Here is a 22013-nt window from a genome sequence, read left to right on the forward strand (position 1 = left end):
GCGACATCCAGGTGTCGCGCGCCGGCATTACAAAGAAGACGAAAAGCAAGGCCTACGAGGAAGAACAATGAAATCCAGACTCGACAGATGGATGATGCTGCTCGCCATCGCGGCAGCGGGCACGGCACAGGCACAAACGCGCGTCGGCGGTAATCCGCTCGACTCCCTTCCCCAGATCAACGCACCGAAGACAGGCCCGAACGTCACCGTTCAGGTCGCGCCGCAAGCGCCGCAATTGCAGGAGCTGCTGTCGCGGCACCTGACGCCGAAGACGTTCCAGGTCGAAGGCGTGAAGTCGGTGCCGTTCGAGGAAATCACGCGCCGCTTCACGCCGCTCGTCGGCAAGGACATCACGATCGGCGAGCTGATCGAAACCGCCAACGGCGTGACGAAGCTGTACCAGGAGCGCGGCTACGCGCTGTCGTTCGCGTTCGTTCCTGCGCAGACGTTCGAGGACGGCGTCGTGCGCATCACGGTGGTCGAAGGCTACGTGTCGGACGTCAAGGTCACCGGCAAACCCGGCGCGATGGAATCGAAGATTCGCGCGATCGCCGCGCACATCACGGCCGACCGCCCGTTGCGCCGCGCGACGTTCGAGCGCTACGTGAACACGTTCGGCCTGCTGCCCGGCCTCACGGTGAAGGCGAACGTCCCGCCGCCGCAAACCACCGACGGCGCGACGACGCTCGAACTCGCGGTCGATCGCAAGCCGTTCAACGTCAGCACGGGGATCGACTTCAACCACCCGGGCGTCCAGGGCCTCATCACCGCGACCGAAAACGGCCTCACGTCGTTCGGCGAGCAGTTGAGCATCTCGGCGCTCGCGCCGCCGGGACGCGACAAGCAGACCTACTTCGCGTTCAGCGGCGCGGTGCCCGTCGGCAGCAACGGCCTGATCACGCGCCTCGATGCCAGCACGTATCGCGGCAAGCCGACCGACAACCCGGGGCTGCCGTCGACCGTCGAGCGCACCGTCAAGAACGAGAAGCTTGGTCTTTCGGCGTCCTATCCGATCTTGCTGAACAACCAGCGCAGCCTGCTCGGCACCGTGTCGGGTTATGCGTCCCACAACGACGATCGCTACCAGAACAAAATTACCGGCAACTCCATCGACACGCGCTCGCAGGTCCGCGTGCTGCAGATGCAGCTCGACTACACGAGCGTCCAGCCGAAACAGGTACAGAAACTGAGCGTCAACGTCGCGAAGGGCTTCAACATCCTCGGCGCATCGAAAGCGCAGGACATTACTATCGGTACGACGACGACCTCGGTGGACAGCCCGATCTCGCTGACCTTCGTTCGCACCGGCGCGACCTTCACGCAGACGAACGAATGGCCGTTCCGGATCGGCACGTCGGTTTCGCTGACCGGGCAATACAGTCCCGACTCGCTGCCGACGTCCGAACAGATCTCGTTCGGCTCGACCCGTTACGCGCTCGGCTATCAGCCCGGCGAAACGTCGGGCGACTCGGGCTGGGGGATGTCGCTCGAAGTCAACCGTGGTTTCACGCCGGGCTGGACGTATCTGAAATCGATCACGCCGTACATCGCATACGACATGGCACGCGTGTACCTGCACGCGGGCACGCCATCGCCGAACCGCATGTCGTCGGTCGGCATCGGCGTGCGGCTCACGGACAGCCGCTACTACAGTCTCGACCTGAACGTCGCCAAACCGGTCGGCGACGCACCGGTCGAAAGCGCGTCACGCAGCCCGCGCATCAACGCCGCGTTCTCGTATCAGCTCAACTGATCGGTCACCAAAGTCACGAAACAGCCCGCGTCACGCGGGCTGTTTCGATTAGAGTCCCCTCTATCAAACGCCGCGCACGGTTTCACGTATTCTGGCGAAGCTCGCAACATGCCCGCCCCATGCAGACGGTCGTGCGAGCGAATCGAACAGACATGCAAAACAAGGAGGAAGACAATGATTCAACTGACCCGCCCGTTGCGTGCAATCGCCATCGCCGGCGCCCTGCTCGCATGCGCCGCTCCCACGTTCGCGCAAGCCGACAGCCCCGTCGGCATGTGGCAGACGATCGACGACAACACCCATCAACCGAAGGCACTCGTGCAGATCGCCGAGGACGGCGACGGCGCGCTGACGGGCAAGGTCGTCAAGGGCCTCGGTGCGAACGATACGCCCGATCGCCGCTGCACCGCGTGCACGGACGAGCGCAAGGATCAGCTCATCAAGGGCATGACGATCATCAAGGCGATGAAGAAGGAAGGCGACCACTGGGATGGCGGCAACATTCTCGACCCGGAGAACGGCAAGGTCTACAAGTGCAAGATGACGCTTGAAGACGGCGGCCAGAAGCTCGTGGTGCGCGGCTACATCGGCGTGTCGCTGCTGGGCCGGTCGCAGACCTGGGTTCGCCAGCAATAACGCAGTACGCGCTGAACCGCGCGGTTCAGCCCGGCTCAATGAAAAAATCGGCCTGCGACGACGTCGCCAGGCCGATTTGTTTTGGTGCGTGCACAACGAAACCCGGTGGGCATCACGCCGCGTGCTTCATCGCATCCGGTGCATAGCTGCCCGGCGCACGATACGCGGGTGCCGCGTTGCTACGCGCTTCCGCCGCCTTCGATTGCGTGTGCTTGCGCATCCGCGACGACAGTTCGTTGCACAGATTCATGCCGGCGTCGCCATAGAGCTCACGCATCACGCTCATCAGCGTGCCCGTTTCGTGCCACACCTTGAAGCGGCGATGGCATGTCTGATACGACGGGTAACGGCGCGGCATGGCCGACCAGGTCGCGCCGCTGTAGATCACCCAGAGCACACCGTTCAGCACGGCTCGCGTATTGGCTAACGGCCGGCCGCGCAACTCGGTGCGCGGCTGCATTTCGGGCAGAAGCGGCGCGACGCAGCGCCATTCGTGGTCGGTCAAATCGCGATACGGTGTCATGGACGTCTCCAGCCTTAATTACCATGACACCACGATATCGGCTCACCTCGACGATGAATATAAGACAAATCCGAAAATACCCGAGGATTGGCGGAATCTAACCGAAATTGACGTTTAATTCCCGCCAATTGCAGCGTCCGCCATCGACTCAGGTCAACGACGTATCGACGATGCGGCGCGGCGTTTCGAGATACTCCTTCGACTGCATCTCGACGATGCGCGAGACCGTCCGCGCGAATTCGTTGGCCATCGGCCCTTCGACGTACAACGCCTCGGCCGGCACGGCCGCGGACATCAGCAGCTTGACCTTGTGGTCGTACAGCACGTCGATGAGCCACGTGAAGCGGCGCGCTTCGGACGCCATCCGCGGCGACATCTGCGGCACCTCGGACAGCACGATCGCATGGAAGCGGCTCGCCAGTTCGAGATAGTCGTTCTGCGAACGCGGGCCGCCGCACAGCGTCGCGAAATCGAACCACACGACGCCGTCCGCCTTGCGCAGCGCCTTCAGTTCGCGCTTCTCGATATGCAGGATCGGGCTCTCATCGGGCACGGCCGCGAGCTTGCCGAATGCATGGCGCAGTTCGCGATCGGTTTCCGCGCCGAGCGGCGTGTGATACATCTTCACCTGCGCGAGCGTGCGCTGGCGATAGTCGACCCCTGCGTCGACGTTGAGCACGTCGAGCTTGTCCTTGATCAGCGCGATCGCGGGCAGCATGCGGTCGCGATGCAGGCCGTCCGGATACAGGTCGTCGGGATCGTAATTGGACGTCATCACGAACTGCACGCCGTTGTTGAACAGGCGGTCGAGCAGGCGGTACAGGATCATCGCGTCGGCGATGTCCGACACGTGAAACTCGTCGAAGCAGATCAGCCGGTAACGCTTCGCGATACGCCGCGCGAGTTCGTCGAGCGGATCGGCCTGCCCTTTCAGTTCCTCGAGCTCGCGGTGCACTTCGCGCATGAATTCGTGGAAATGCAGGCGCGTCTTGCGCTGCACGGGCACCACCGCGTAGAAGCTGTCCATCAGGAAGCTCTTGCCGCGGCCGACGCCGCCCCACATGTAGACGCCGCGCGGGAGATCCGGATGATTGATGAGCTTCTTGAACGCGTTCGAGCGGCGCGCCTTGTAGTCGACCCACTCGTCGAAGCAATGCTGCAGACGATCGACGGCCGCGCGCTGCGCGGGATCGGACTGATAGCCGCGCGTGGTCAACTCGCGCGTGTAGTATTCGGTGACGTTCATCAGGGCAAACCGGAAAAAACAAAGGCGAGCGGGAAAAACCCGCCCGCCTTCGTCATGAGACGGCTGCGCCAGCCGACAGCCGGCCGGCGCTATACCGCGCTCAGCTGTTCAGCGAGCGCTTGTCGACGGCGAGCGCCGCTTCGCGCATCACTTCCGACATCGACGGGTGCGGATGGCAGATGCGGGCGATGTCTTCCGACGCCGCCTTGAACTCCATCGCCACCACGGCTTCCGCGATCAGATCCGACGCGTTCGCCGCGATCACGTGCACGCCGAGCAGTTCGTCGGTCTTCGCGTCCGCGATCATCTTCACGAAACCGTCCGGCGCGTTCATGCCGAGCGCGCGGCCGTTGATCGAGAACGGGAACTTGCCCGTCTTGATCTCGCGGCCTTCCGCCTTCAGCTGCTGCTCCGTCTTGCCGACCCATGCGATTTCCGGGTACGTGTAGATCACCCACGGAATGCAGTTGTAGTCGATGTGCGGCTTCTGGCCGTCGATCACTTCCGCGACCAGCACGCCTTCGTCTTCCGCCTTGTGCGCGAGCATCGGACCACGCACCACGTCGCCGATCGCGTAGACGTTCGGCACCGCCGTGCGGCAGTGGTCGTCCACGTCGATGAAGCCGCGCTCGTTCGCCTTCAGGCCGATGGCTTCGAGGCCGAGGTTGTCGGTGTTCGGCACGCGGCCGACCGACACGATCAGGCGGTCGGCGTCGAGCGTCTGCGCGTTGCCGTCCTTGTCCGTGTAAGCGATCGACACGCCGTCGGCGGTCGTCTTCACGTCGCCGATCTTCACGCCGAGATGGATGTCGAGGCCCTGCTTCTTGAACAGCTTGGCCGCTTCCTTCGCGAGCGCTTCGTCGGCCGCGCCGAGGAACGCCGGCAGCGCTTCGAGCACCGTCACTTCGGCACCCAGGCGACGCCACACCGAGCCGAGCTCGAGGCCGATCACGCCCGCGCCGATCACGGCGAGCTTCTTCGGCACCGCGTCGAACGTCAGCGCGCCTTCGTTGTCCGACACGATCTTGTTGTCGACCGGGACGTTCGGCAGGTGACGCGCCTTCGAACCCGTCGCGATGATCACGTTCTTCGCGGTGACGACTTCGGTTTCACCCTCGCCGCTCACTTCGATCTGCACGCCGGCGTCGGTCTTGCCGGTGAACTTGCCATGGCCCTTCAGCCAGGTGATCTTGTTCTTCTTGAACAGGAACTCGATCCCGCTCGTCATCTTCTCGACGATCGCATCCTTGCGGCCGAGCATCTTCGCGACGTCGATCTTCACGCCGTCGACGGTGATGCCGTGGTCGGCCAGGTGATGCGACGTGTTCTCGAACTCCTCCGACGACGCGAGCAGCGCCTTCGACGGGATGCAGCCGACGTTCAGGCAGGTGCCGCCGAGCTTCAGCGCGCCGGCCGGGTTCTTCCACTTCTCGATACAGGCAACGGTCTTGCCGAGCTGCGCGGCGCGAATCGCGGCGATGTAGCCGCCGGGGCCGGCGCCGATCACGACGACGTCAAATTCCTTGGACATGACAATCCTTTCTACTTGTACGCCCGCGGGTTCGCGCGTGGGCGCGAACCCGCGGAACGGGTCGATGCGGTGAGACTCGGCTTACAGGTCGAGCAGCAGGCGTGCCGGATCTTCCAGCGCATCCTTCATCGCGACGAGCGACAGCACGGCTTCGCGGCCGTCGATGATGCGGTGGTCGTACGACAGCGCGAGATAGTTGATCGGGCGGATCACGATCTGGCCGTTTTCGACGACCGGGCGCTCCTTCGTCGCGTGCACGCCGAGGATGGCCGACTGCGGCGGGTTGATGATCGGGGTCGACAGCATCGAGCCGAACACGCCGCCGTTCGAGATCGAGAACGTCCCGCCCGTCATTTCCTCGATCGACAGCTTGCCGTCCTTCGCCTTCTGGCCGAATTCGGCGATCTTCTTCTCGATCTCGGCGAGGCTCAGCTGATCCGCGTTGCGCAGGATCGGCACGACGAGGCCGCGCGGCGAACCGACCGCGATACCGATGTCGAAGTAGCCGTGATAGACGATGTCGTTACCGTCGATCGACGCGTTCACGAGCGGGAACTTCTTCAGCGCGTGCACGGCCGCCTTCACGAAGAACGACATGAAGCCGAGCTTCACGCCGTGTTCCTTCTCGAACTTGTCCTTGTACTTGTTGCGCAGCTCCATGACCGGAGCCATGTTCACTTCGTTGAACGTTGTCAGGATCGCGTTGGTCTGCTGCGATTCGAGCAGACGCTCGGCGATACGCGCACGCAGGCGCGACATCGGCACGCGCTGTTCCGGACGGTCGTTCAGCCAGGTCGCTGCCGACGCCGGCACCTTCACTTCCGGCAGCGCCGGCTTCGCGGCGGCGGTCTTCGCCGGTGCGGCGGCCGGAGCAGCCTTCGGTGCGCTGCCTGCGGCCAGCGCGTCGCCCTTCGTGACGCGGCCGTCGCGGCCCGAACCTGCGACGTCGCCCGTCGACAGGCCCTTCTCGGCCAGCAGCTTCGCTGCGGCCGGCGATGCGGCAGCCGAGCTCGATGCGGTCGCGGCAGCCGGCTGGGCGGCCGGTGCGGCTGCAGCAGGCGCTGCCGCCGGCTTGACTTCGGCGGCGCCTGCCGCGGCTTCTGCAGCACCCGCCTTCGCTTCGGTGTCGATCGTCGCGATGATCTGGTCGGCCACGACGGTGTCACCGTCGTTCTGCAGCACTTGCGCGAGCACGCCCGCTGCCGGCGCCGGCACTTCGAGGACGACCTTGTCGGTCTCGAGTTCGATCAGGATTTCGTCCTGCGCGACTGCTTCGCCCGGCTTCTTCTTCCACTGCAGCATGGTGGCTTCCGACACCGACTCCGAAAGCTGGGGGACTTTGACTTCTACGATAGCCATGTGATTTTCCTGGATGCTTAATCTGGGGTATGACGAGGTTCGTGCGATTCCTTCGGCCGATGTGGCGCGCGACGCGCCCGGCGGGCCAAAAGGAACGGGAAAGCGCCGCGCGCCTTCCCGTTTCGCTTGACGTCGGTTATTTCGCGATCGATGCGCTCTTCAGGCGGCCGAATGCCCCTTCGATCAGGGCCTTCTGCTGCTCGTAGTGCTTCGCGTAGTAGCCAACCGCCGGCGAGGCCGAAGCCGGACGGCCGCTGTATGCCAGCTTCTGCCCTTCCTTCATGCCTTCCTTCAGGTGGTGCTCGACGTAGAACCAGGGGCCCTGGTTCTGCGGCTCGTCCTGCACCCAGACCACTTCAGTCGCGTTCTCGTACTTCTTGATTTCGGCTTCGAACTGCTTGTGCGCGAACGGATACAGCTGCTCGATACGGATGATCGCGACGTCGTTCGCCTTCGCTTCGCGGCGATGCGCGACGAGGTCGTAATACACGCGGCCCGAGCACACCAGCACGCGCTTGACCTTCTTCGCGTCGATGCCGCCGTCGGTTTCGCCCAGCACCGGCTGGAACGAACCCTTCGCGAGTTCCGACAGGTCCGACACGGCTTCCTTGTGACGCAGCAGCGACTTCGGCGTCGCGACGATCAGCGGCTTGCGGAACAGGCGGATCATCTGGCGGCGCAGCAGGTGGAAGATCTGCGCCGGCGTCGTCGGCTGGACGACCTGCATGTTGTGATCGGCACACAGTTGCAGGAAACGCTCGATCCGCGTGGACGAGTGTTCCGGACCCTGGCCTTCGTAGCCGTGCGGCAGCAGCATCGTGAGACCCGACACGCGGCCCCACTTCACTTCGCCCGACGAGATGAACTGGTCGATCACGACCTGCGCGCCGTTGACGAAGTCGCCGAACTGCGCTTCCCACAGCACGAGCGTGTTCGGCTCGGCGGTCGAGTAACCGTATTCGAAGCCCAGCACCGCCTCTTCCGACAGCACCGAGTCGATCACCGTGAACTTCGCCTGACCGTCGGCGATGTTCTGCAGCGGCACGTACGTGCCGTCGTTCCAGCGCTCGCGGTTCTGGTCGTGCAGCACCGCGTGACGGTGCGTGAACGTGCCGCGGCCCGAGTCCTGGCCCGTCAGGCGCACCGAGTAGCCCGATGCGACGAGCGACGCGAATGCGAGGTGTTCGCCCATGCCCCAGTCGAGCGGCTGGTCGCCGCGCGCCATGTTGCGGCGGTCGTTGATCACGCGCTCGACGAGCGGGTGAACCTTGAAGTTTTCCGGGACCGTGGTGATGCGTTCGCCCAGGCGCTTCAGTTCGGCGAGCGGCACGGCCGTATCGGCTGCGTCCGTCCACTTGCGGTTCAGGAACGGAACCCAGTCGACCGCGTACTTGCTCTTGTAGTTCGACAGGACCGGATCGACGGTGTGGTGGCCGTCGTCCATCGCCTTGCGGTACGCCTTCACGTAGTTGTCGGCGTCTTCCGCGGTGATCACGCCCTGCTGCACGAGCTTCTCGGCGTACAGCGCACGGGTGCCCGGGTGCTGCGCGATCTTCTTGTACATCAGCGGCTGCGTGACCGCCGGCGTGTCCTGCTCGTTGTGACCCAGCTTGCGGAAGCAGACGATGTCGATCACGACATCCTTGTGGAACTGCGTCCGGTAGTCGATCGCGATCTGGATCGCGAGCACGACGGCTTCCGGATCGTCGCCGTTCACGTGCAGCACCGGCGCTTCGATCATCTTGACCACGTCGGTACAGTACAGCGTCGAGCGCGCGTCGCGCGGGTCGGACGTCGTGAAGCCGATCTGGTTGTTGATGACGATGTGCAGCGTGCCGTGCGTGCCGTAACCGCGCGTCTGCGCGAGGTTCAGCGTTTCCATCACGACGCCCTGGCCGGCGAAGGCCGCGTCGCCGTGGATCTGCACCGGCAGCACTTGCAGGCCGTCTTCGTCGCCGCGACGGTCCATCCGCGCCTTCGCGGAACCTTCGACCACCGGGTTCACGATTTCGAGGTGCGACGGGTTGAACGCGAGCGACAGGTGGACCGGGCCGCCTTCCGTCGACACGTCCGACGAGAAGCCCTTGTGGTACTTCACGTCACCGGCCGGCAGGTCGTCGACGTGCTTGCCTTCGAATTCGGCGAACAGGTCGGCCGGCATCTTGCCCAGCGTGTTGACCAGCACGTTCAGACGGCCGCGGTGGGCCATGCCGATGATGATTTCCTGCACGCCGTTCTTGCCCGCGTGCTGGACGACTTCGTCCATCGCCGCGATGAAGCTTTCGCCGCCTTCGAGCGAGAAGCGCTTCTGGCCGACGTACTTGGTGTGCAGGTAGCGCTCGAGGCCTTCGGCGGCCGTCAGGCGATTCAGGATGTGCTTCTTCTTGTCGATCGAGAACGACGGCGTCGCGCGGGTCGACTCCAGGCGCTCCTGCCACCAGCGCTTCTGCTCCGGATCGCTGATGTACATGTACTCGGCGCCGATCGTGCCGCAGTACGTGTCGCGCAGGCCCTTGACGATATCGCGCAGCGAAGCCTGGTCGAAACCGAAGTACAGGTTGCTTGCGCTGTACGTCTGGTCGAGGTCGCCTTCGGAGAAGTCGTAGAAAGCCGGTTCGAGTTCGGGAATCGCGGGACGTTCGCGACGCTTCAGCGGATCCAGGTTGGCCCATTGCGAGCCGAGGAAGCGGTAGGCGCTGATCAGCGACTGGACGTGCACCTGCTTGCGCGCGGTCGCCAGATTGCTGGTGCTTTCGCGCGGGATGAAGGCATTGGCCTTCGCGCGCTCGGCGAACGATTCGACGATCGGGAAGTGAGCGACGTCATTGGCATTCGAGCCGTCGGTTGCAGGCACGTTCTGCAACGCGTCGAAATACTCGCGCCAGTTCTCCGGCACCGATGCCGGATTGTTGAGGTATGCATCGTACAGTTCTTCAACGTACGAAGCATTGCCGCCGAACAGATAGGAGTTCAGCTGAAACTGCTTCATTACATCTGACATTTTACGCTCACCTTTCTTCGAGCTTCTCGAGAAATAGCGGGTTACTCAACCTTCCGCGACACGGCCTGACCGTTTAGCGGATTGCGAATCAAGTCTTGCTTGGAAGGACCTAAAACTTGCGTGCGCGCAGCATATCACAGAACCGATACCGAAGCTCACGGCGAAATGTGCCCGAAAGCACCGCGCGGCGGGGTTTTGCCGGATTGCCACGACCCGCGGGAACAGTGTTTTGCAGGCAATCCGGTTGCACGATGCGCAGCTGCAAAAAAGGCTGCCCGAAGGCAGCCTTTTCGTCGTGCACGGGAACAGTCGATGCTTAGTCGACCGCGCCTTCGCGGCTCGCGCGGCGACGCTCGTGCTCCTTCAGGAAGCGCTTGCGCAGGCGGATCGACTGCGGCGTCACTTCGACGAGCTCGTCGTCGTCGATGAATTCGACCGCGTATTCCAGCGACATCTGGACCGGCGGCACCAGACGCACGGCTTCGTCGGTACCCGACGCACGCACGTTGGTCAGCTGCTTGCCCTTGATCGGGTTCACGACGAGGTCGTTGTCGCGGCTGTGGATGCCGATGATCATGCCCTCATACAGCGCGTCGCCCGGCTTCACGAACATGCGGCCGCGATCCTGCAGCTTCCACAGTGCGTAGGCAACCGCTGCGCCGTCGTCCTGCGAGATCAGCACGCCGTTGCGGCGCTCGAACACCGAGCCGTCCTTGACCGGTGCGTACGAGTCGAAGATGTGGCTCATCAGGCCCGTGCCGCGCGTGAGCGTCAGGAATTCGCTCTGGAAGCCGATCAGGCCACGGGCCGAGATCTTGTATTCCAGGCGCGTGCGGCCGCGGCCGTCCGACGCCATGTCGAGCATTTCGCCCTTGCGGCGGCCGAGCTCTTCCATCACGCCGCCCTGGTGTTCGTCCTCGACGTCGACCGTCAGCAGCTCGTACGGCTCGTGACGCACGCCGTCGATTTCCTGCATCACCACGCGCGGACGCGACACGGCGAGTTCATAGCCTTCGCGGCGCATGTTCTCGACGAGAATCGTCAGGTGCAGTTCGCCTCGGCCCGACACTTCGAACACCGTTTCGTCGCCGGTATCCTTCACGCGCAGCGCGACGTTGTGGTTCAGTTCCTTCATCAGACGGTCGCGGATCTGGCGGCTCGTCACGAACTTGCCTTCGCGGCCGGCGAGCGGCGACGAGTTGACGAGGAAGTTCATCGTCAGCGTCGGCTCGTCGACGGTAATCATCGGCAGCGCTTCCGGCGTGTCGACCGCGCAGATCGTCGCGCCGATGCCGACGTCTTCAATACCGTTGATCAGCACGATGTCGCCTGCTTCGGCCGATTCGACCTGCACGCGCTCCAGACCCTTGAACGACAGCACCTGGTTGATCTTGCGGCTCAGCACGTCGCCTTCAGGGCCGAAGCGCATCACGACCGGCTGGCCCGGCTTGATGCGGCCGCGCGTGATGCGGCCGACGCCGATCCGGCCGACGTACGTCGAATAGTCGAGCGACGTGATCTGGAGCTGCAGCGGCGCTTCCGGATCGGCCGGACGAACCGGCACGTGCTCGAGGATCGCCTCGAACAGCGGGCGCATGTCGCCTTCGCGCGCCGCCGGGTCGAGCGACGCGTAGCCGTTCAGGCCCGACGCGTAGACGATCGGGAAGTCGAGCTGCTCTTCGGTCGCGCCGAGCTTGTCGAACAGGTCGAAGGTCTGGTTGATCACCCAGTCGATCCGCGCGCCCGGACGGTCGATCTTGTTGACGACGACGATCGGCTTCAGGCCGAGCGCGAGCGCCTTCTTCGTGACGAAGCGCGTCTGCGGCATCGGGCCCTCGACCGCGTCGACGAGCAGCAGCACCGAGTCGACCATCGACAGCACGCGCTCGACTTCGCCGCCGAAGTCCGCGTGCCCCGGCGTGTCGACGATGTTGACGTGCGTGCCTTCGTATTCGACCGCGCAGTTCTTCGCGAGAATCGTGATCCCGCGCTCTTTTTCGATGTCGTTCGAGTCCATCACCCGCTCCGCAATCTGCTGGTTGTCGCGGAAGGTGCCGGACTGGCGGAGCAGTTGGTCGACGAGCGTGGTCTTGCCGTGGTCGACGTGGGCGATGATGGCGATATTGCGAAGGGCGCGGGTCATAGAAACCTGGAAATCGTTTGAACGCGCAAACGCGCGCGCTCGTTTTCACGGGGCGCGCGCGTTGCAGCTTGGAGAGCCTCAAATTATAGCACGTGTGCGTGTCGAGAGCGGACCCGCGCGTTGCAACGCAGCAAAACGGACTGTTTCGCCCGCCCTTCCGCAACAGCCAACTCCCTTGCGCATCACCGACGCCGGCCGAAAAACCTTATCGGGATAAGGGATTCTCGCCGGGCACAGCGCACGTCTTGCCGTTCGATTAACATTTGCCGCGGCAAGCAATTGTACCTATACTGCTGCCTAGTCAACTATTGCAGCTTCAGGGTTTTATGTCGGATTCTCCTACCCCACCGCCCGTTTCGCCGCTGTCCACGTATCAGATGAACGACAGCGTCGGCTATCTGATGTCGCGCGTGAAGTCGGTGATGACCAACCTCGTCACGCAGCGCACGCAGGAAGAGCTCGGCATCACGGGCACGCAGGCGAGCATGCTGTTCATGATCGCGGTCGGCAAGTGCTCGACGGCCGCCGAACTCGCGCGCGAATACGGGATCGACGCAAGCGCGGTCACGCGCCTGCTCGACCGGGTCGAGAAACGCGGCCTGCTGTCGCGCGTGCGCAGCATCGAGGACCGGCGGGTCGTGCGCCTCGAGCTCACCGACGAAGGCCGTGCGCTGGCCGAACGGCTGCCGCCCATTTTCCGCAGCGTGCTCGACCAGGTGCTGGACGGGTTTACGCCGGAAGAAGTCGGCTTCCTGAAGAGCATGCTGCGCCGCATTCTCAGCAACTATTGCGAGACGGCCGCCGGTAGCATCACGTAATAGTTGCCATAACAATTACTTTTGACAGATTAATGTAAGGAAATCCTTGCAGTGTCCATCATTCATTCCGAGTCAGGGGTCAGCGCGATGAAATCCTCCCCGTTGTCCGTGCGCGCCGGGTCGTGCCGCGCCGCCGTCGCCGCCGCGGTCGCCGCGCTGGCGCTGGCGGGCTGCGCGAACTACATCGGCATCAAGAGCGACAAGCAGATCGCCCCCGCGTCGCAATTCGAATCCGCCCAGAGCCTGCCGGCCCAGGGCGGCCAGTGGCCGGCGCTCGACTGGGCCAGCCAGTTCGGCGATCCGCAACTGCCGAAGCTGATCGACGAAGCGCTGCAGGGCAGCCCGTCGATCGCGCAGGCGCAGGCGCGCATCGCGAAGGCGTCGTCGTACATCGAATCGTCGCGCTCGAACCTGATGCCGAAGGCCGAAGCCAGCTACTCATGGACGCGCGAGCTGTATTCGTCGAACGCGCTGTTCCCGCCCCCGTACGGCGGCCAGTGGTACAGCGAGAACAACGCGCTCGCGAGCGCATCGTGGGAACTCGACCTGTGGGGCAAGAACCGCGAGCGCCTGCACACGGCCGTATCGCAGGAAAAGGCCGCCGAAGCCGACATGCAGCAGGCGCGCATCACGCTCGCGTCGTCGGTCGCGCGCACCTACAACTCGCTCGCGCAGCTCTATGCGCTGCGCGACATCGCGCAACGGGAAATCTCCAACCGCGAGACGGTCGGCAAGATCACCGACGGCCGCGTCTCGGCCGGCCTCGACACCAACGTCGAACGCCAGACGGCCCGCGGCAACATCGCGACGACCCAGGCTTCGCTGTCGGACCTCGACGGCCAGATCACGACGGTGCGTTACCAGCTCGCCGCGCTGCTCGGCAAGGGCCCGGATCGCGGGCTGCAGATCGCGGCGCCCGTGCTGAACCCGAGCGGCGACGTCACGCTGCCCGGCAATCTGCCGGCCGATCTCGTGTCGCGCCGCCCCGACATCGTCGCCGCGCGCTGGCAGGTCGAAGCCGCGATGCACGACGTGAAGGAAGCGAAGGCCGAGTTCTACCCCGACGTGAACCTCGCGGCCGGCTTCGGCTTCGATGCGTTCGGCTGGGGCAAATTCCTGAACTTCGCGAGCCGCCAGGCGCAGTTCGGCCCGGCGATCCACCTGCCGATCTTCGATGCCGGCGCGCTGCGCGCGCAGCTCAAGGGCCGCTACGCCGACTTCGACCTGTCGGTCGCGAACTACAACCAGACGCTGATCAGCGCGCTGAACGACGTCGCCACGCAGGTCGCGTCGATCCGCGCGGTCGATCGACAGATGGGCGACGCCCAACGTGCGCTCGACGCATCGACGCGCGCGTACGATCTCGCGGTCATCCGCTACAAGGCCGGCCTGTCGCCGCAACTGCAGGTGCTGACGGCGGACAGCAACCGCCTCGCGTCGGAGCAGACGGTGACCAACCTGAAGATGCGCCGGCGCGACATGCAGCTCGCGCTGATCAAGGCGCTCGGCGGCGGGTTCGACGCGACCGGCACGCCGCTCGCCGCGCCCGATGCCGCCACGCCGACCAAACAGGCCGCCAACTGAGCCGGCGCCACCACTACGCAGACACTCGAAATAACGGACGGAGAAAATCGCCATGAGCGACCAACAAAACGCCGCCAGCGCGCAGCCGCAGAACAACAACAAGCGCAAACGAATGATGACGCTGCTCGTCGCGGTCATCGTGATCGCGGCCATCGCATACGGCCTGTACTACTTCCTCGTCGCCCGCTTCCATGAAGACACCGACGATGCGTACGTGAACGGCAACGTCGTGCAGATCACGCCGCAGGTCACCGGCACCGTGATCGCCGTGAAGGCGGACGATACGCAAACGGTCAAGGCCGGCGACCCGCTCGTCGTGCTCGACCCGGCCGATTCGCAGGTCGCGCTGCAGCAGGCGGAAGCGAACCTCGCGCAGACGGTGCGCCAGGTGCGCGGCCTGTTCGTCAACGACGACCAGTACCGCGCGCAAGTCGCGCTGCGCCAGTCCGACCTGTCGAAGGCCCAGGACGACTTGCGTCGCCGCCTCGCCGTCGCGCAGACGGGCGCCGTGTCGCAGGAAGAAATCTCGCACGCCCGCGACGCGGTGAAGGCCGCGCAGGCATCGGTCGACGCCGCGCAGCAGCAGCTCGCATCGAATCGCGCATTGACCGCGAACACGACGATCGCATCGCACCCGAACGTGATGGCCGCCGCCGCGAAGGTGCGCGACGCGTACCTCGCGAACGCGCGTAACGTGCTGCCCGCGCCGGTCACCGGCTACGTCGCGAAGCGCTCGGTGCAGGTCGGCCAGCGCGTGTCGCCCGGCAACCCGCTGATGTCGGTGGTGCCGCTCAATGCGGTGTGGGTCGACGCGAACTTCAAGGAAGTCCAGCTCAAGCACATGCGCATCGGCCAGCCCGTCGAGATGACGGCCGACATCTACGGTTCGTCGGTCACGTACCACGGCAAGGTCGTCGGCTTCTCGGCCGGCACGGGCTCGGCGTTCTCGCTGCTGCCGGCGCAGAACGCGACCGGCAACTGGATCAAGGTCGTGCAGCGCCTGCCGGTGCGGATCGAGCTCGACCCGAAGGATCTCGACAAGCATCCGCTGCGCATCGGCCTGTCGATGCAGGTCGACGTGGACATCAAGGACGAACGCGGCGACCAGCTCGTCAACGCGCCGAACACCGTCTACGAGACCAACGTGTTCGCGAAATACGGCGACGAAGCCGACGCCGAAATCGCGCGCATCATCGCCGAGAACGCAGGCGGCAACGCATCGGCGCCGGTCGCGGCGAAGCAGAACACCGCCGCGAAAATGATGTAACCGTTCCGACTCCGGAAAGGCAACCGACATGGCACAGGCTCCTGTCTCCTACCCGCCCCTGCAGGGCGGGCAACTCCTGCTCGGGACGATCGCGGTTTCGCTCGCGGTGTTCATGAACGTGCTCGACACGTCCATCGCGAACGTCGCGATCCCGACCATCTCGGGCGACCTCGGCGTGTCGTCCGACCAGGGCACGTGGGTCATCACGTCGTTCGCGGTCGCGAACGCAATCTCGGTGCCGCTGACCGGCTGGCTGACCGACCGTTTCGGGCAAGTGCGCCTGTTCCTCGCGTCGATCATCCTGTTCGTCATCTCGTCGTGGATGTGCGGGCTCGCGCCGAGCCTGCCGTTTCTGCTCGCGTCGCGCGTGCTCCAGGGTGCGGTCGCGGGCCCGATGATTCCGCTGTCGCAATCGCTGCTGCTGTCGAGCTATCCGCGCGCGAAAGCGCCGATGGCGCTCGCCCTGTGGTCGATGACGACGCTGATCGCGCCGGTCGCGGGGCCGATCCTCGGCGGCTGGATTTCGGACAATTATTCGTGGCCGTGGATCTTCTACGTGAACATCCCCGTCGGCATCGCCGCCGCGCTGGCCACCTGGTCGATCTACCGGACGCGCGAATCGACGGTGCGCCGCGCGCCGATCGACGGTGTCGGCCTCGCGCTGCTCGTGCTGTGGGTCGGCTCGCTGCAGATCATGCTCGACAAGGGCAAGGATCTCGACTGGTTCGCGTCGACCACGATCGTCGCGCTCGCATTGATCGCGGTCATCTCGTTCGCGTTCTTCGTGATCTGGGAGCTGACCGCGGAACATCCGGTCGTCGACCTGTCGCTGTTCCGCATGCGCAACTTCACGGGCGGCACGATCGCGCTCGCGGTCGGCTACGGGCTCTACTTCGGCAACCTCGTGCTGCTGCCGCTGTGGCTACAGACCCAGATCGGCTATACGGCGACCGATGCGGGCCTCGTGATGGCGCCCGTGGGGCTGTTCGCGATCCTGCTGTCGCCGCTGACCGGCAAGTTCCTGCCGCGCACGGACCCGCGCTACATCGCGACCGCCGCGTTCCTCACGTTCGCGCTGTGCTTCTGGATGCGTTCGCGCTACACGACCGGTGTCGACGAATGGTCGCTGACGCTGCCGACGCTCGTGCAGGGTATCGCGATGGCCGGCTTCTTCATCCCGCTCGTGTCGATCACGCTGTCCGGCCTGCCCGGCCACCGCATTCCGGCGGCGTCCGGCCTGTCGAACTTCGTGCGGATCATGTGCGGCGGCATCGGCACGTCGATCTTCCAGACCGCATGGGATCATCGGAACAACTTTCACCACGCGCAACTGGTCGAGCAGACGAACCCGTACAACCCGACGTTCAACCAGGCCGTCACGCAGATGGGCAACCTCGGGCTCACGCAGCAGCAGGCACACGGCCTGATCAACAACATGGCCACGCAGCAGGCCGCGCAGCTCGGCGTGAACGATCTGTTCTACATTTCGGCAGCGATCTTCGTGCTGCTGATCGGACTGATCTGGATCACGAAGCCCGAACGCGCGGGCGGCGGCGATGCGGGTGCGGCGGCGTCGGCTGCGCACTGAGCGCCACGTTCGAGGCAGCGCAGCACTGCGCGGTCACGCCAAAACAAAAAGCCCGGTCACCGACCGGGCTTTTTTCATTCTGCTACGCGCACGTGCGTGCGCTGCTGCGTCATTGAGCCGTTACGACGAGCCGTTCAGGCGCGAGCACGCCATTCGCCTTGCGCGCCACGCCGAGCAACCGCGTGGCGTCGTACACGCGCACGCGCTCGCCATCGGCGGCGTCGATCGGTTCGAGCGCCGACAACGGCAGGCGCTGGCCGTGCAGGAAGCGCTTCGCGCCAGCTTCGTCGAGCCGCACCAGCGGAAACGTCGACAACAGCGCATCGACCGGCTGCAGCCATGCATCGCGCGCCGATTCGGCGGCGTCCGACAGCGCATCGAGCGTCACCGCATGCTCGAGCGTCAGCGCACCGACGCCCGTGCGACGCAGCATCGTCAGATGCGCGCCGCAACCCAGCGCCTCACCGATATCCTCCGCCAGCGTGCGCACATACGTGCCCTTGCTGCAGGTCACGCGGAACGTCACGTCGGGCAGCTCGCAGGCGAGCAGATCCAGCGCATGGATCGTCACGTTACGGCCTTCCCGCTCGACGGTCTGGCCCGCGCGCGCGTATTCATACAGCGGCTTGCCGTCGCGCTTGAGCGCCGAATACATCGGCGGTACCTGCACGATGTCGCCGGTGAAGCGCACCAGCGCGGCTTCGACCGCCGCACGATCGCATTCGACGGGCCGCGTGTCGATCACGTCGCCTTCCGCGTCGCCGGTGGCCGTGCGCTGGCCGAGACGCATCGTCGCTTCGTAGGTCTTGTCGGCGTCGAGCAAGTCCTGTGAGAACTTGGTCGCCTCGCCGAAGCACAGCGGCAACAGGCCCGAAGCCAGTGGATCGAGCGTGCCGGTGTGACCGGCTTTCTTCGCGAGAAGCAGGCGCTTCGCACGAATCAGCGCATCGTTGCTCGACAGGCCGATCGGCTTGTCGAGCAGGAGAACGCCGTCCAGCACGCGCCGGGGCACGCGCGGACGTTGGGGTGCTGCATTCGTCATAGGGCGGTCGAGCTCAATCGTCCTTGGCAGGCGCGTCGGCCTCGTCGTCGTCCTTCGCGCGCGTCGAATTCGCTTCCTTGATCAGGCGCGACATTTCGACGGCCTTCTCGATCGTCTGGTCGTAATGGAAATGCAGCGTCGGCACCGTATGAATGTGCAGGCGCTTGAACAGCAGGTTGTGCAGGTGACCCGACGCATGGTTCAGCGCCTCCTGCGTCTTGTCCGGATCGCCGGTGAGCGCCGTGAAGTAGACCTTCGCGTGCGCATAGTCCGGCGTGAGTTCCACGCTCTGGATGGTCACGATGCCGATGCGCGGATCTTTGACCTCGCGCATGATGAGTTCGGACAGGTCGCGCTGAATCTGATCGGCGATCTGAACGTTGCGATTGGGGGAAGTACGTTTCCTGGACATGATCGATCCGTGATCCGTTTATCAGGATGAAGCGGCGGCCACTTCGGCACGCCACCATGAAAATGGGCGGGACAGGCCCAAGCCTGCCCCGCCCAAGAGCCGATACGCGACGATTACAGCGTACGTGCGACTTCGGTCACTTCGAAGACTTCGAACTGGTCGCCCTCGACGACGTCGTTGAAGTTCTTCACCGACATACCGCACTCGAAGCCTTGCTTGACTTCCTTCACGTCGTCCTTGAAGCGCTTCAGCGATTCGAGTTCGCCCGTGAAGATCACGACGTTGTTGCGCAGCACGCGAACCGACGACGAGCGCTTGACGATACCGTCGGTGACCATACAGCCGGCGACCGTGCCGATCTTCGGCACCTTGAACACCTGGCGCACCTCGACCATGCCGGTGATGACTTCGCGCTTCTCCGGCGCCAGCATGCCCGACATCGCCGCCTTCACCTCATCCACTGCGTCGTAGATGATATTGTAGTAACGGATGTCGATACCGTTCGCTTCGGCCAGCTTGCGCGCCTGTGCATCCGCACGCGTGTTGAAGCCGATGATGACCGCTTTCGATGCCGTTGCCAGGTTGACGTCGTTTTCGCTGATGCCGCCCACCGCGCTGTGCACGATCTGCACGCGCACTTCGTCGGTCGACAGCTTGAGCAGCGACTGCACGAGCGCTTCCTGCGAGCCCTGCACGTCTGCCTTGATGATGAGCGGCAGGTTCTGCACTTCGCCTTCGCCCATTTGCTCGAGCATGCTTTCCAGCTTCGCGGCCTGCTGCTTCGCGAGCTTCACGTCGCGGAACTTGCCCTGACGGAACAGTGCGATTTCACGCGCCTTGCGCTCGTCCGGCAGCACGATCACTTCCTCGCCCGCACCCGGCACTTCCGACAGACCCTGGATTTCGACCGGGATCGACGGGCCGGCTTCCTTCGTCGGCTTGCCGTTCTCGTCGAGCATCGCGCGGACGCGGCCGTAGGCCGTACCCGCCAGCACGATGTCGCCGCGGTTCAGCGTACCGGACTGCACGAGGATCGTCGCGACCGGGCCTTTACCCTTGTCGAGCTTCGCTTCGATCACGATGCCCTTGGCCGGCGCTTCGACCGGTGCCTTCAGTTCCAGCACTTCGGCCTGCAGCAGCACGTTCTCGAGCAGATCGTCGATGCCCGCGCCCGTCTTGGCCGATACCGGCACGAACGGCGAATCGCCGCCGTATTCTTCCGGCACGACGCCTTCCGCGACCAGTTCCTGCTTGACGCGATCGAGGTTCGCGTCCGGCTTGTCGATCTTGTTGATCGCGACGACGATCGGCACGCCGCCCGCCTTCGCGTGGGCGATCGCTTCCTTCGTCTGCGGCATCACGCCGTCGTCGGCCGCCACCACCAGCACCACGATGTCGGTCGCCTTCGCGCCGCGTGCACGCATTGCCGTGAACGCTTCGTGACCCGGCGTATCGAGGAACGTGATGACGCCGCGCGGCGTCTCGACGTGATACGCGCCGATGTGCTGCGTAATGCCGCCCGCTTCGCCCGCGGCAACCTTCGCGCGGCGGATGTGGTCGAGCAGCGAGGTCTTGCCGTGGTCGACGTGACCCATCACCGTGACGACCGGCGGACGCGGCAGTTGCTCCGCATCGGTACCGGTTTCGCCTTCGACGAGCAGCGCTTCCGGATCGTCCAGCTTCGCGGCAACCGCGCGGTGGCCCAGTTCCTCGACGATGATCATCGCCGTTTCCTGGTCCAGCACCTGGTTGATCGTGACCATCTGGCCCATCTTCATCATCACCTTGATGACTTCGGAGGCCTTGATCGACATCTTGTGCGCGAGATCGGCAACCGACACGGTTTCCGGCACGTGCACTTCACGGACGATCGGTTCGGTCGGCGCCTGGAACGTCGAGCTGTCCTGGTGACGGCCGCGACCCTTCGGGCCGCCGCGCCAGCCGCGGTCGACGCCGCCGCTCGAATCGCCGCGCGTCTTGATGCCGCGACGCTTCGCCGCGTCGTCCTGCCAACCGCCCTTGCCGGCGCCCGGCTTCTTGTTGCGGTCGCCCGCGCCTGCCGGCGCCTGCGTCGTGGCCGGCGCAGCAGCGCCCGCCGGCTTCTTCACGGCCGGACGCGCCTGCGCACCTTCCGGCTTCGCCGGCTTGTGCAGCGTGCCCTTCGCTTCCGCCGGCTTCGGCGGCTCGACCGGCTTCGGCGGTTCGACTGCCTTGACCACGGCCTTGCGCGGCGTGTTCATCATTTCGCGGATCGCGCGTGCTTCGGCTTCCGCCGCCGCGCGACGCTTGCTGATCTCTTCCTGCTCGGCGCGCGCCTTGTCGGCTGCCTCGCGAGCAGCATCCTCGGCCTTCTTCGCCGCTTCGCGCTGCGCCGCACGTTCGGCGGCCGCGCGTGCTTCGTCCTGCGCGGACTGCGTCGGCGCCGTTTCCTGCTCGGCTGCGGCGGCCTGCTGGGCTGCCGCCTGCTGCGCGGCGGCGGCTTCCGCCGCGGTGCGCTTCGCCGCTGCCTCTTCCTCGGCGCGACGGCGCTCGGCCTCGGCCGCTTCCTCGCGGGCGCGGCGTTCGGCTTCCTCGCGCTCCAGGCGTTCCTGGCGCTCGCGCAGCTCCTGCGCCTGCTTCTCGAGCAGCTCGGCCTCGCGGCGCGCCTCTTCCTCGCGACGCTTCAGTTCCGCATCGTCGTCCGCTTCGGCGACCTGCGCCTGACCCTGATCCGCACCTTCGGCCACGTCGTCGCGCTTGACGAACGTACGCTTCTTGCGAACCTCGACCTGAATGGTGCGAGCCTTGCCCGTCGCGTCAGATTGCTTGATCTCCGACGTATGCTTGCGGGTCAGCGTGATCTTGCGCTTGTCGCCGTCAGTTGCGCCGTGCGACTTGCGCAAATGATCGAGCAGACGCGCCTTGTCCGTTTCGGACAGCGCATCGTCTTCACTCGCTTTCTGGACGCCCGCTGCCTGCAGCTGTTCGAGCAGCACACCAGCAGGCATTTTCAGTTCCGCGGCAAATTGGGCTACGTTGTTACTCGCCATTCATTCCTCTTAGTGCAAGGACCGATTCCTTGCGGTTAGCATCGGGTCAGGCCGTACGGCCGCCATCAAATCAGTGCGCCA

The 22013-nt window shown here is 64.8% G+C and carries 15 protein-coding genes; 6 read left to right on the forward strand and 9 right to left on the reverse strand.

What is annotated here, in order from left to right; translation table 11 throughout:
* Positions 1–67 precede the first annotated feature (67 nt).
* Together HWX14_RS03775 and HWX14_RS03780 are read left to right on the forward strand one after the other, a co-directional pair.
* On the forward strand, positions 68–1753 hold the full coding sequence (locus HWX14_RS03775; protein WP_175881601.1) for a ShlB/FhaC/HecB family hemolysin secretion/activation protein: 1686 nt from the start codon (positions 68–70) through the stop codon (positions 1751–1753).
* A gap of 174 nt (positions 1754–1927) precedes the next feature.
* Positions 1928–2389 carry a DUF2147 domain-containing protein gene (locus tag HWX14_RS03780; protein ID WP_175881602.1) on the forward strand — a complete coding sequence of 154 codons (462 nt, stop codon included), beginning with the start codon at positions 1928–1930 and terminating at the stop codon, positions 2387–2389.
* A gap of 112 nt (positions 2390–2501) precedes the next feature.
* Here the strand turns inward: HWX14_RS03780 and HWX14_RS03785 are convergent, their stop codons facing one another.
* The 6 genes from HWX14_RS03785 to typA all read right to left on the reverse strand — a co-directional run bounded on the left by HWX14_RS03785 (position 2502) and on the right by typA (position 12192).
* Positions 2502–2912, reverse strand: coding sequence for a transposase (locus HWX14_RS03785; protein WP_175881603.1), 411 nt, complete (start codon positions 2910–2912; stop codon positions 2502–2504).
* 148 nt (positions 2913–3060) lie between these two features.
* On the reverse strand, positions 3061–4158 hold the full coding sequence (gene zapE, locus HWX14_RS03790) for a cell division protein ZapE (RefSeq protein ID WP_175881604.1): 1098 nt from the start codon (positions 4156–4158) through the stop codon (positions 3061–3063).
* 100 nt (positions 4159–4258) lie between these two features.
* Positions 4259–5689: a dihydrolipoyl dehydrogenase gene (lpdA, locus tag HWX14_RS03795; protein WP_175881605.1), complete on the reverse strand. Its 1431-nt coding sequence runs from the start codon at positions 5687–5689 to the stop codon at positions 4259–4261.
* A gap of 81 nt (positions 5690–5770) precedes the next feature.
* Entirely contained in the window at positions 5771–7048 is a 1278-nt protein-coding gene (odhB, locus tag HWX14_RS03800; RefSeq protein WP_050012491.1) for a 2-oxoglutarate dehydrogenase complex dihydrolipoyllysine-residue succinyltransferase, read from the reverse strand.
* A gap of 136 nt (positions 7049–7184) precedes the next feature.
* Positions 7185–10049: a 2-oxoglutarate dehydrogenase E1 component gene (locus HWX14_RS03805; RefSeq protein ID WP_175881606.1), complete on the reverse strand. Its 2865-nt coding sequence runs from the start codon at positions 10047–10049 to the stop codon at positions 7185–7187.
* A gap of 316 nt (positions 10050–10365) precedes the next feature.
* Positions 10366–12192 (reverse strand): translational GTPase TypA, encoded by a 1827-nt coding sequence (gene typA / locus HWX14_RS03810; RefSeq protein WP_175881607.1) that lies wholly within the window; start codon positions 12190–12192, stop codon positions 10366–10368.
* Positions 12193–12518: 326 nt separating this feature from the next.
* On the opposite strand from typA, the gene HWX14_RS03815 reads away from it, so the two are divergent.
* The 4 genes from HWX14_RS03815 (at position 12519) to HWX14_RS03830 (ending at position 17449) form a co-directional block, all read left to right on the forward strand.
* On the forward strand, positions 12519–13010 hold the full coding sequence (locus tag HWX14_RS03815) for a MarR family transcriptional regulator (RefSeq protein WP_175881608.1): 492 nt from the start codon (positions 12519–12521) through the stop codon (positions 13008–13010).
* An 87-nt stretch (positions 13011–13097) separates the two neighbouring features.
* Positions 13098–14594: an efflux transporter outer membrane subunit gene (locus HWX14_RS03820; protein WP_175881609.1), complete on the forward strand. Its 1497-nt coding sequence runs from the start codon at positions 13098–13100 to the stop codon at positions 14592–14594.
* Positions 14595–14646: 52 nt separating this feature from the next.
* Positions 14647–15861 (forward strand): HlyD family secretion protein, encoded by a 1215-nt coding sequence (locus tag HWX14_RS03825; protein ID WP_175881610.1) that lies wholly within the window; start codon positions 14647–14649, stop codon positions 15859–15861.
* A gap of 28 nt (positions 15862–15889) precedes the next feature.
* Positions 15890–17449, forward strand: a complete 1560-nt coding sequence (locus HWX14_RS03830; protein ID WP_175881611.1) for a DHA2 family efflux MFS transporter permease subunit — start codon at positions 15890–15892, stop codon at positions 17447–17449.
* A 109-nt stretch (positions 17450–17558) separates the two neighbouring features.
* Here the strand turns inward: HWX14_RS03830 and truB are convergent, their stop codons facing one another.
* The 3 genes from truB to infB all read right to left on the reverse strand — a co-directional run bounded on the left by truB (position 17559) and on the right by infB (position 21932).
* Positions 17559–18491, reverse strand: coding sequence for a tRNA pseudouridine(55) synthase TruB (truB, locus tag HWX14_RS03835; protein WP_175881612.1), 933 nt, complete (start codon positions 18489–18491; stop codon positions 17559–17561).
* Positions 18492–18504: 13 nt separating this feature from the next.
* Positions 18505–18903 carry a 30S ribosome-binding factor RbfA gene (gene rbfA, locus HWX14_RS03840; RefSeq protein WP_006495346.1) on the reverse strand — a complete coding sequence of 133 codons (399 nt, stop codon included), beginning with the start codon at positions 18901–18903 and terminating at the stop codon, positions 18505–18507.
* 113 nt (positions 18904–19016) lie between these two features.
* Positions 19017–21932: a translation initiation factor IF-2 gene (gene infB, locus HWX14_RS03845; RefSeq protein WP_175881613.1), complete on the reverse strand. Its 2916-nt coding sequence runs from the start codon at positions 21930–21932 to the stop codon at positions 19017–19019.
* Between the last annotated feature and the right edge of the window lie 81 nt (positions 21933–22013).

Source organism: Burkholderia sp. BCC0044 (assembly GCF_902832955.1).
In the GTDB taxonomy this organism is placed as follows: Bacteria; Pseudomonadota; Gammaproteobacteria; order Burkholderiales; family Burkholderiaceae; genus Burkholderia.

What these genes read in the sequence shown, in the direction of transcription:
- HWX14_RS03775 (WP_175881601.1), top strand. Translation starts at nt 68, where the DNA reads ATGAAATCCAGACTCGACAGATGGATGATGCTGCTCGCCATCGCGGCA.
- HWX14_RS03780 (WP_175881602.1), top strand. Translation starts at nt 1,928, where the DNA reads ATGATTCAACTGACCCGCCCGTTGCGTGCAATCGCCATCGCCGGCGCC.
- HWX14_RS03785 (WP_175881603.1), bottom strand. Translation starts at nt 2,912, where the DNA reads ATGACACCGTATCGCGATTTGACCGACCACGAATGGCGCTGCGTCGCG.
- zapE (WP_175881604.1), bottom strand. Translation starts at nt 4,158, where the DNA reads ATGAACGTCACCGAATACTACACGCGCGAGTTGACCACGCGCGGCTAT.
- lpdA (WP_175881605.1), bottom strand. Translation starts at nt 5,689, where the DNA reads ATGTCCAAGGAATTTGACGTCGTCGTGATCGGCGCCGGCCCCGGCGGC.
- odhB (WP_050012491.1), bottom strand. Translation starts at nt 7,048, where the DNA reads ATGGCTATCGTAGAAGTCAAAGTCCCCCAGCTTTCGGAGTCGGTGTCG.
- HWX14_RS03805 (WP_175881606.1), bottom strand. Translation starts at nt 10,049, where the DNA reads ATGTCAGATGTAATGAAGCAGTTTCAGCTGAACTCCTATCTGTTCGGC.
- typA (WP_175881607.1), bottom strand. Translation starts at nt 12,192, where the DNA reads ATGACCCGCGCCCTTCGCAATATCGCCATCATCGCCCACGTCGACCAC.
- HWX14_RS03815 (WP_175881608.1), top strand. Translation starts at nt 12,519, where the DNA reads ATGTCGGATTCTCCTACCCCACCGCCCGTTTCGCCGCTGTCCACGTAT.
- HWX14_RS03820 (WP_175881609.1), top strand. Translation starts at nt 13,098, where the DNA reads ATGAAATCCTCCCCGTTGTCCGTGCGCGCCGGGTCGTGCCGCGCCGCC.
- HWX14_RS03825 (WP_175881610.1), top strand. Translation starts at nt 14,647, where the DNA reads ATGAGCGACCAACAAAACGCCGCCAGCGCGCAGCCGCAGAACAACAAC.
- HWX14_RS03830 (WP_175881611.1), top strand. Translation starts at nt 15,890, where the DNA reads ATGGCACAGGCTCCTGTCTCCTACCCGCCCCTGCAGGGCGGGCAACTC.
- truB (WP_175881612.1), bottom strand. Translation starts at nt 18,491, where the DNA reads ATGACGAATGCAGCACCCCAACGTCCGCGCGTGCCCCGGCGCGTGCTG.
- rbfA (WP_006495346.1), bottom strand. Translation starts at nt 18,903, where the DNA reads ATGTCCAGGAAACGTACTTCCCCCAATCGCAACGTTCAGATCGCCGAT.
- infB (WP_175881613.1), bottom strand. Translation starts at nt 21,932, where the DNA reads ATGGCGAGTAACAACGTAGCCCAATTTGCCGCGGAACTGAAAATGCCT.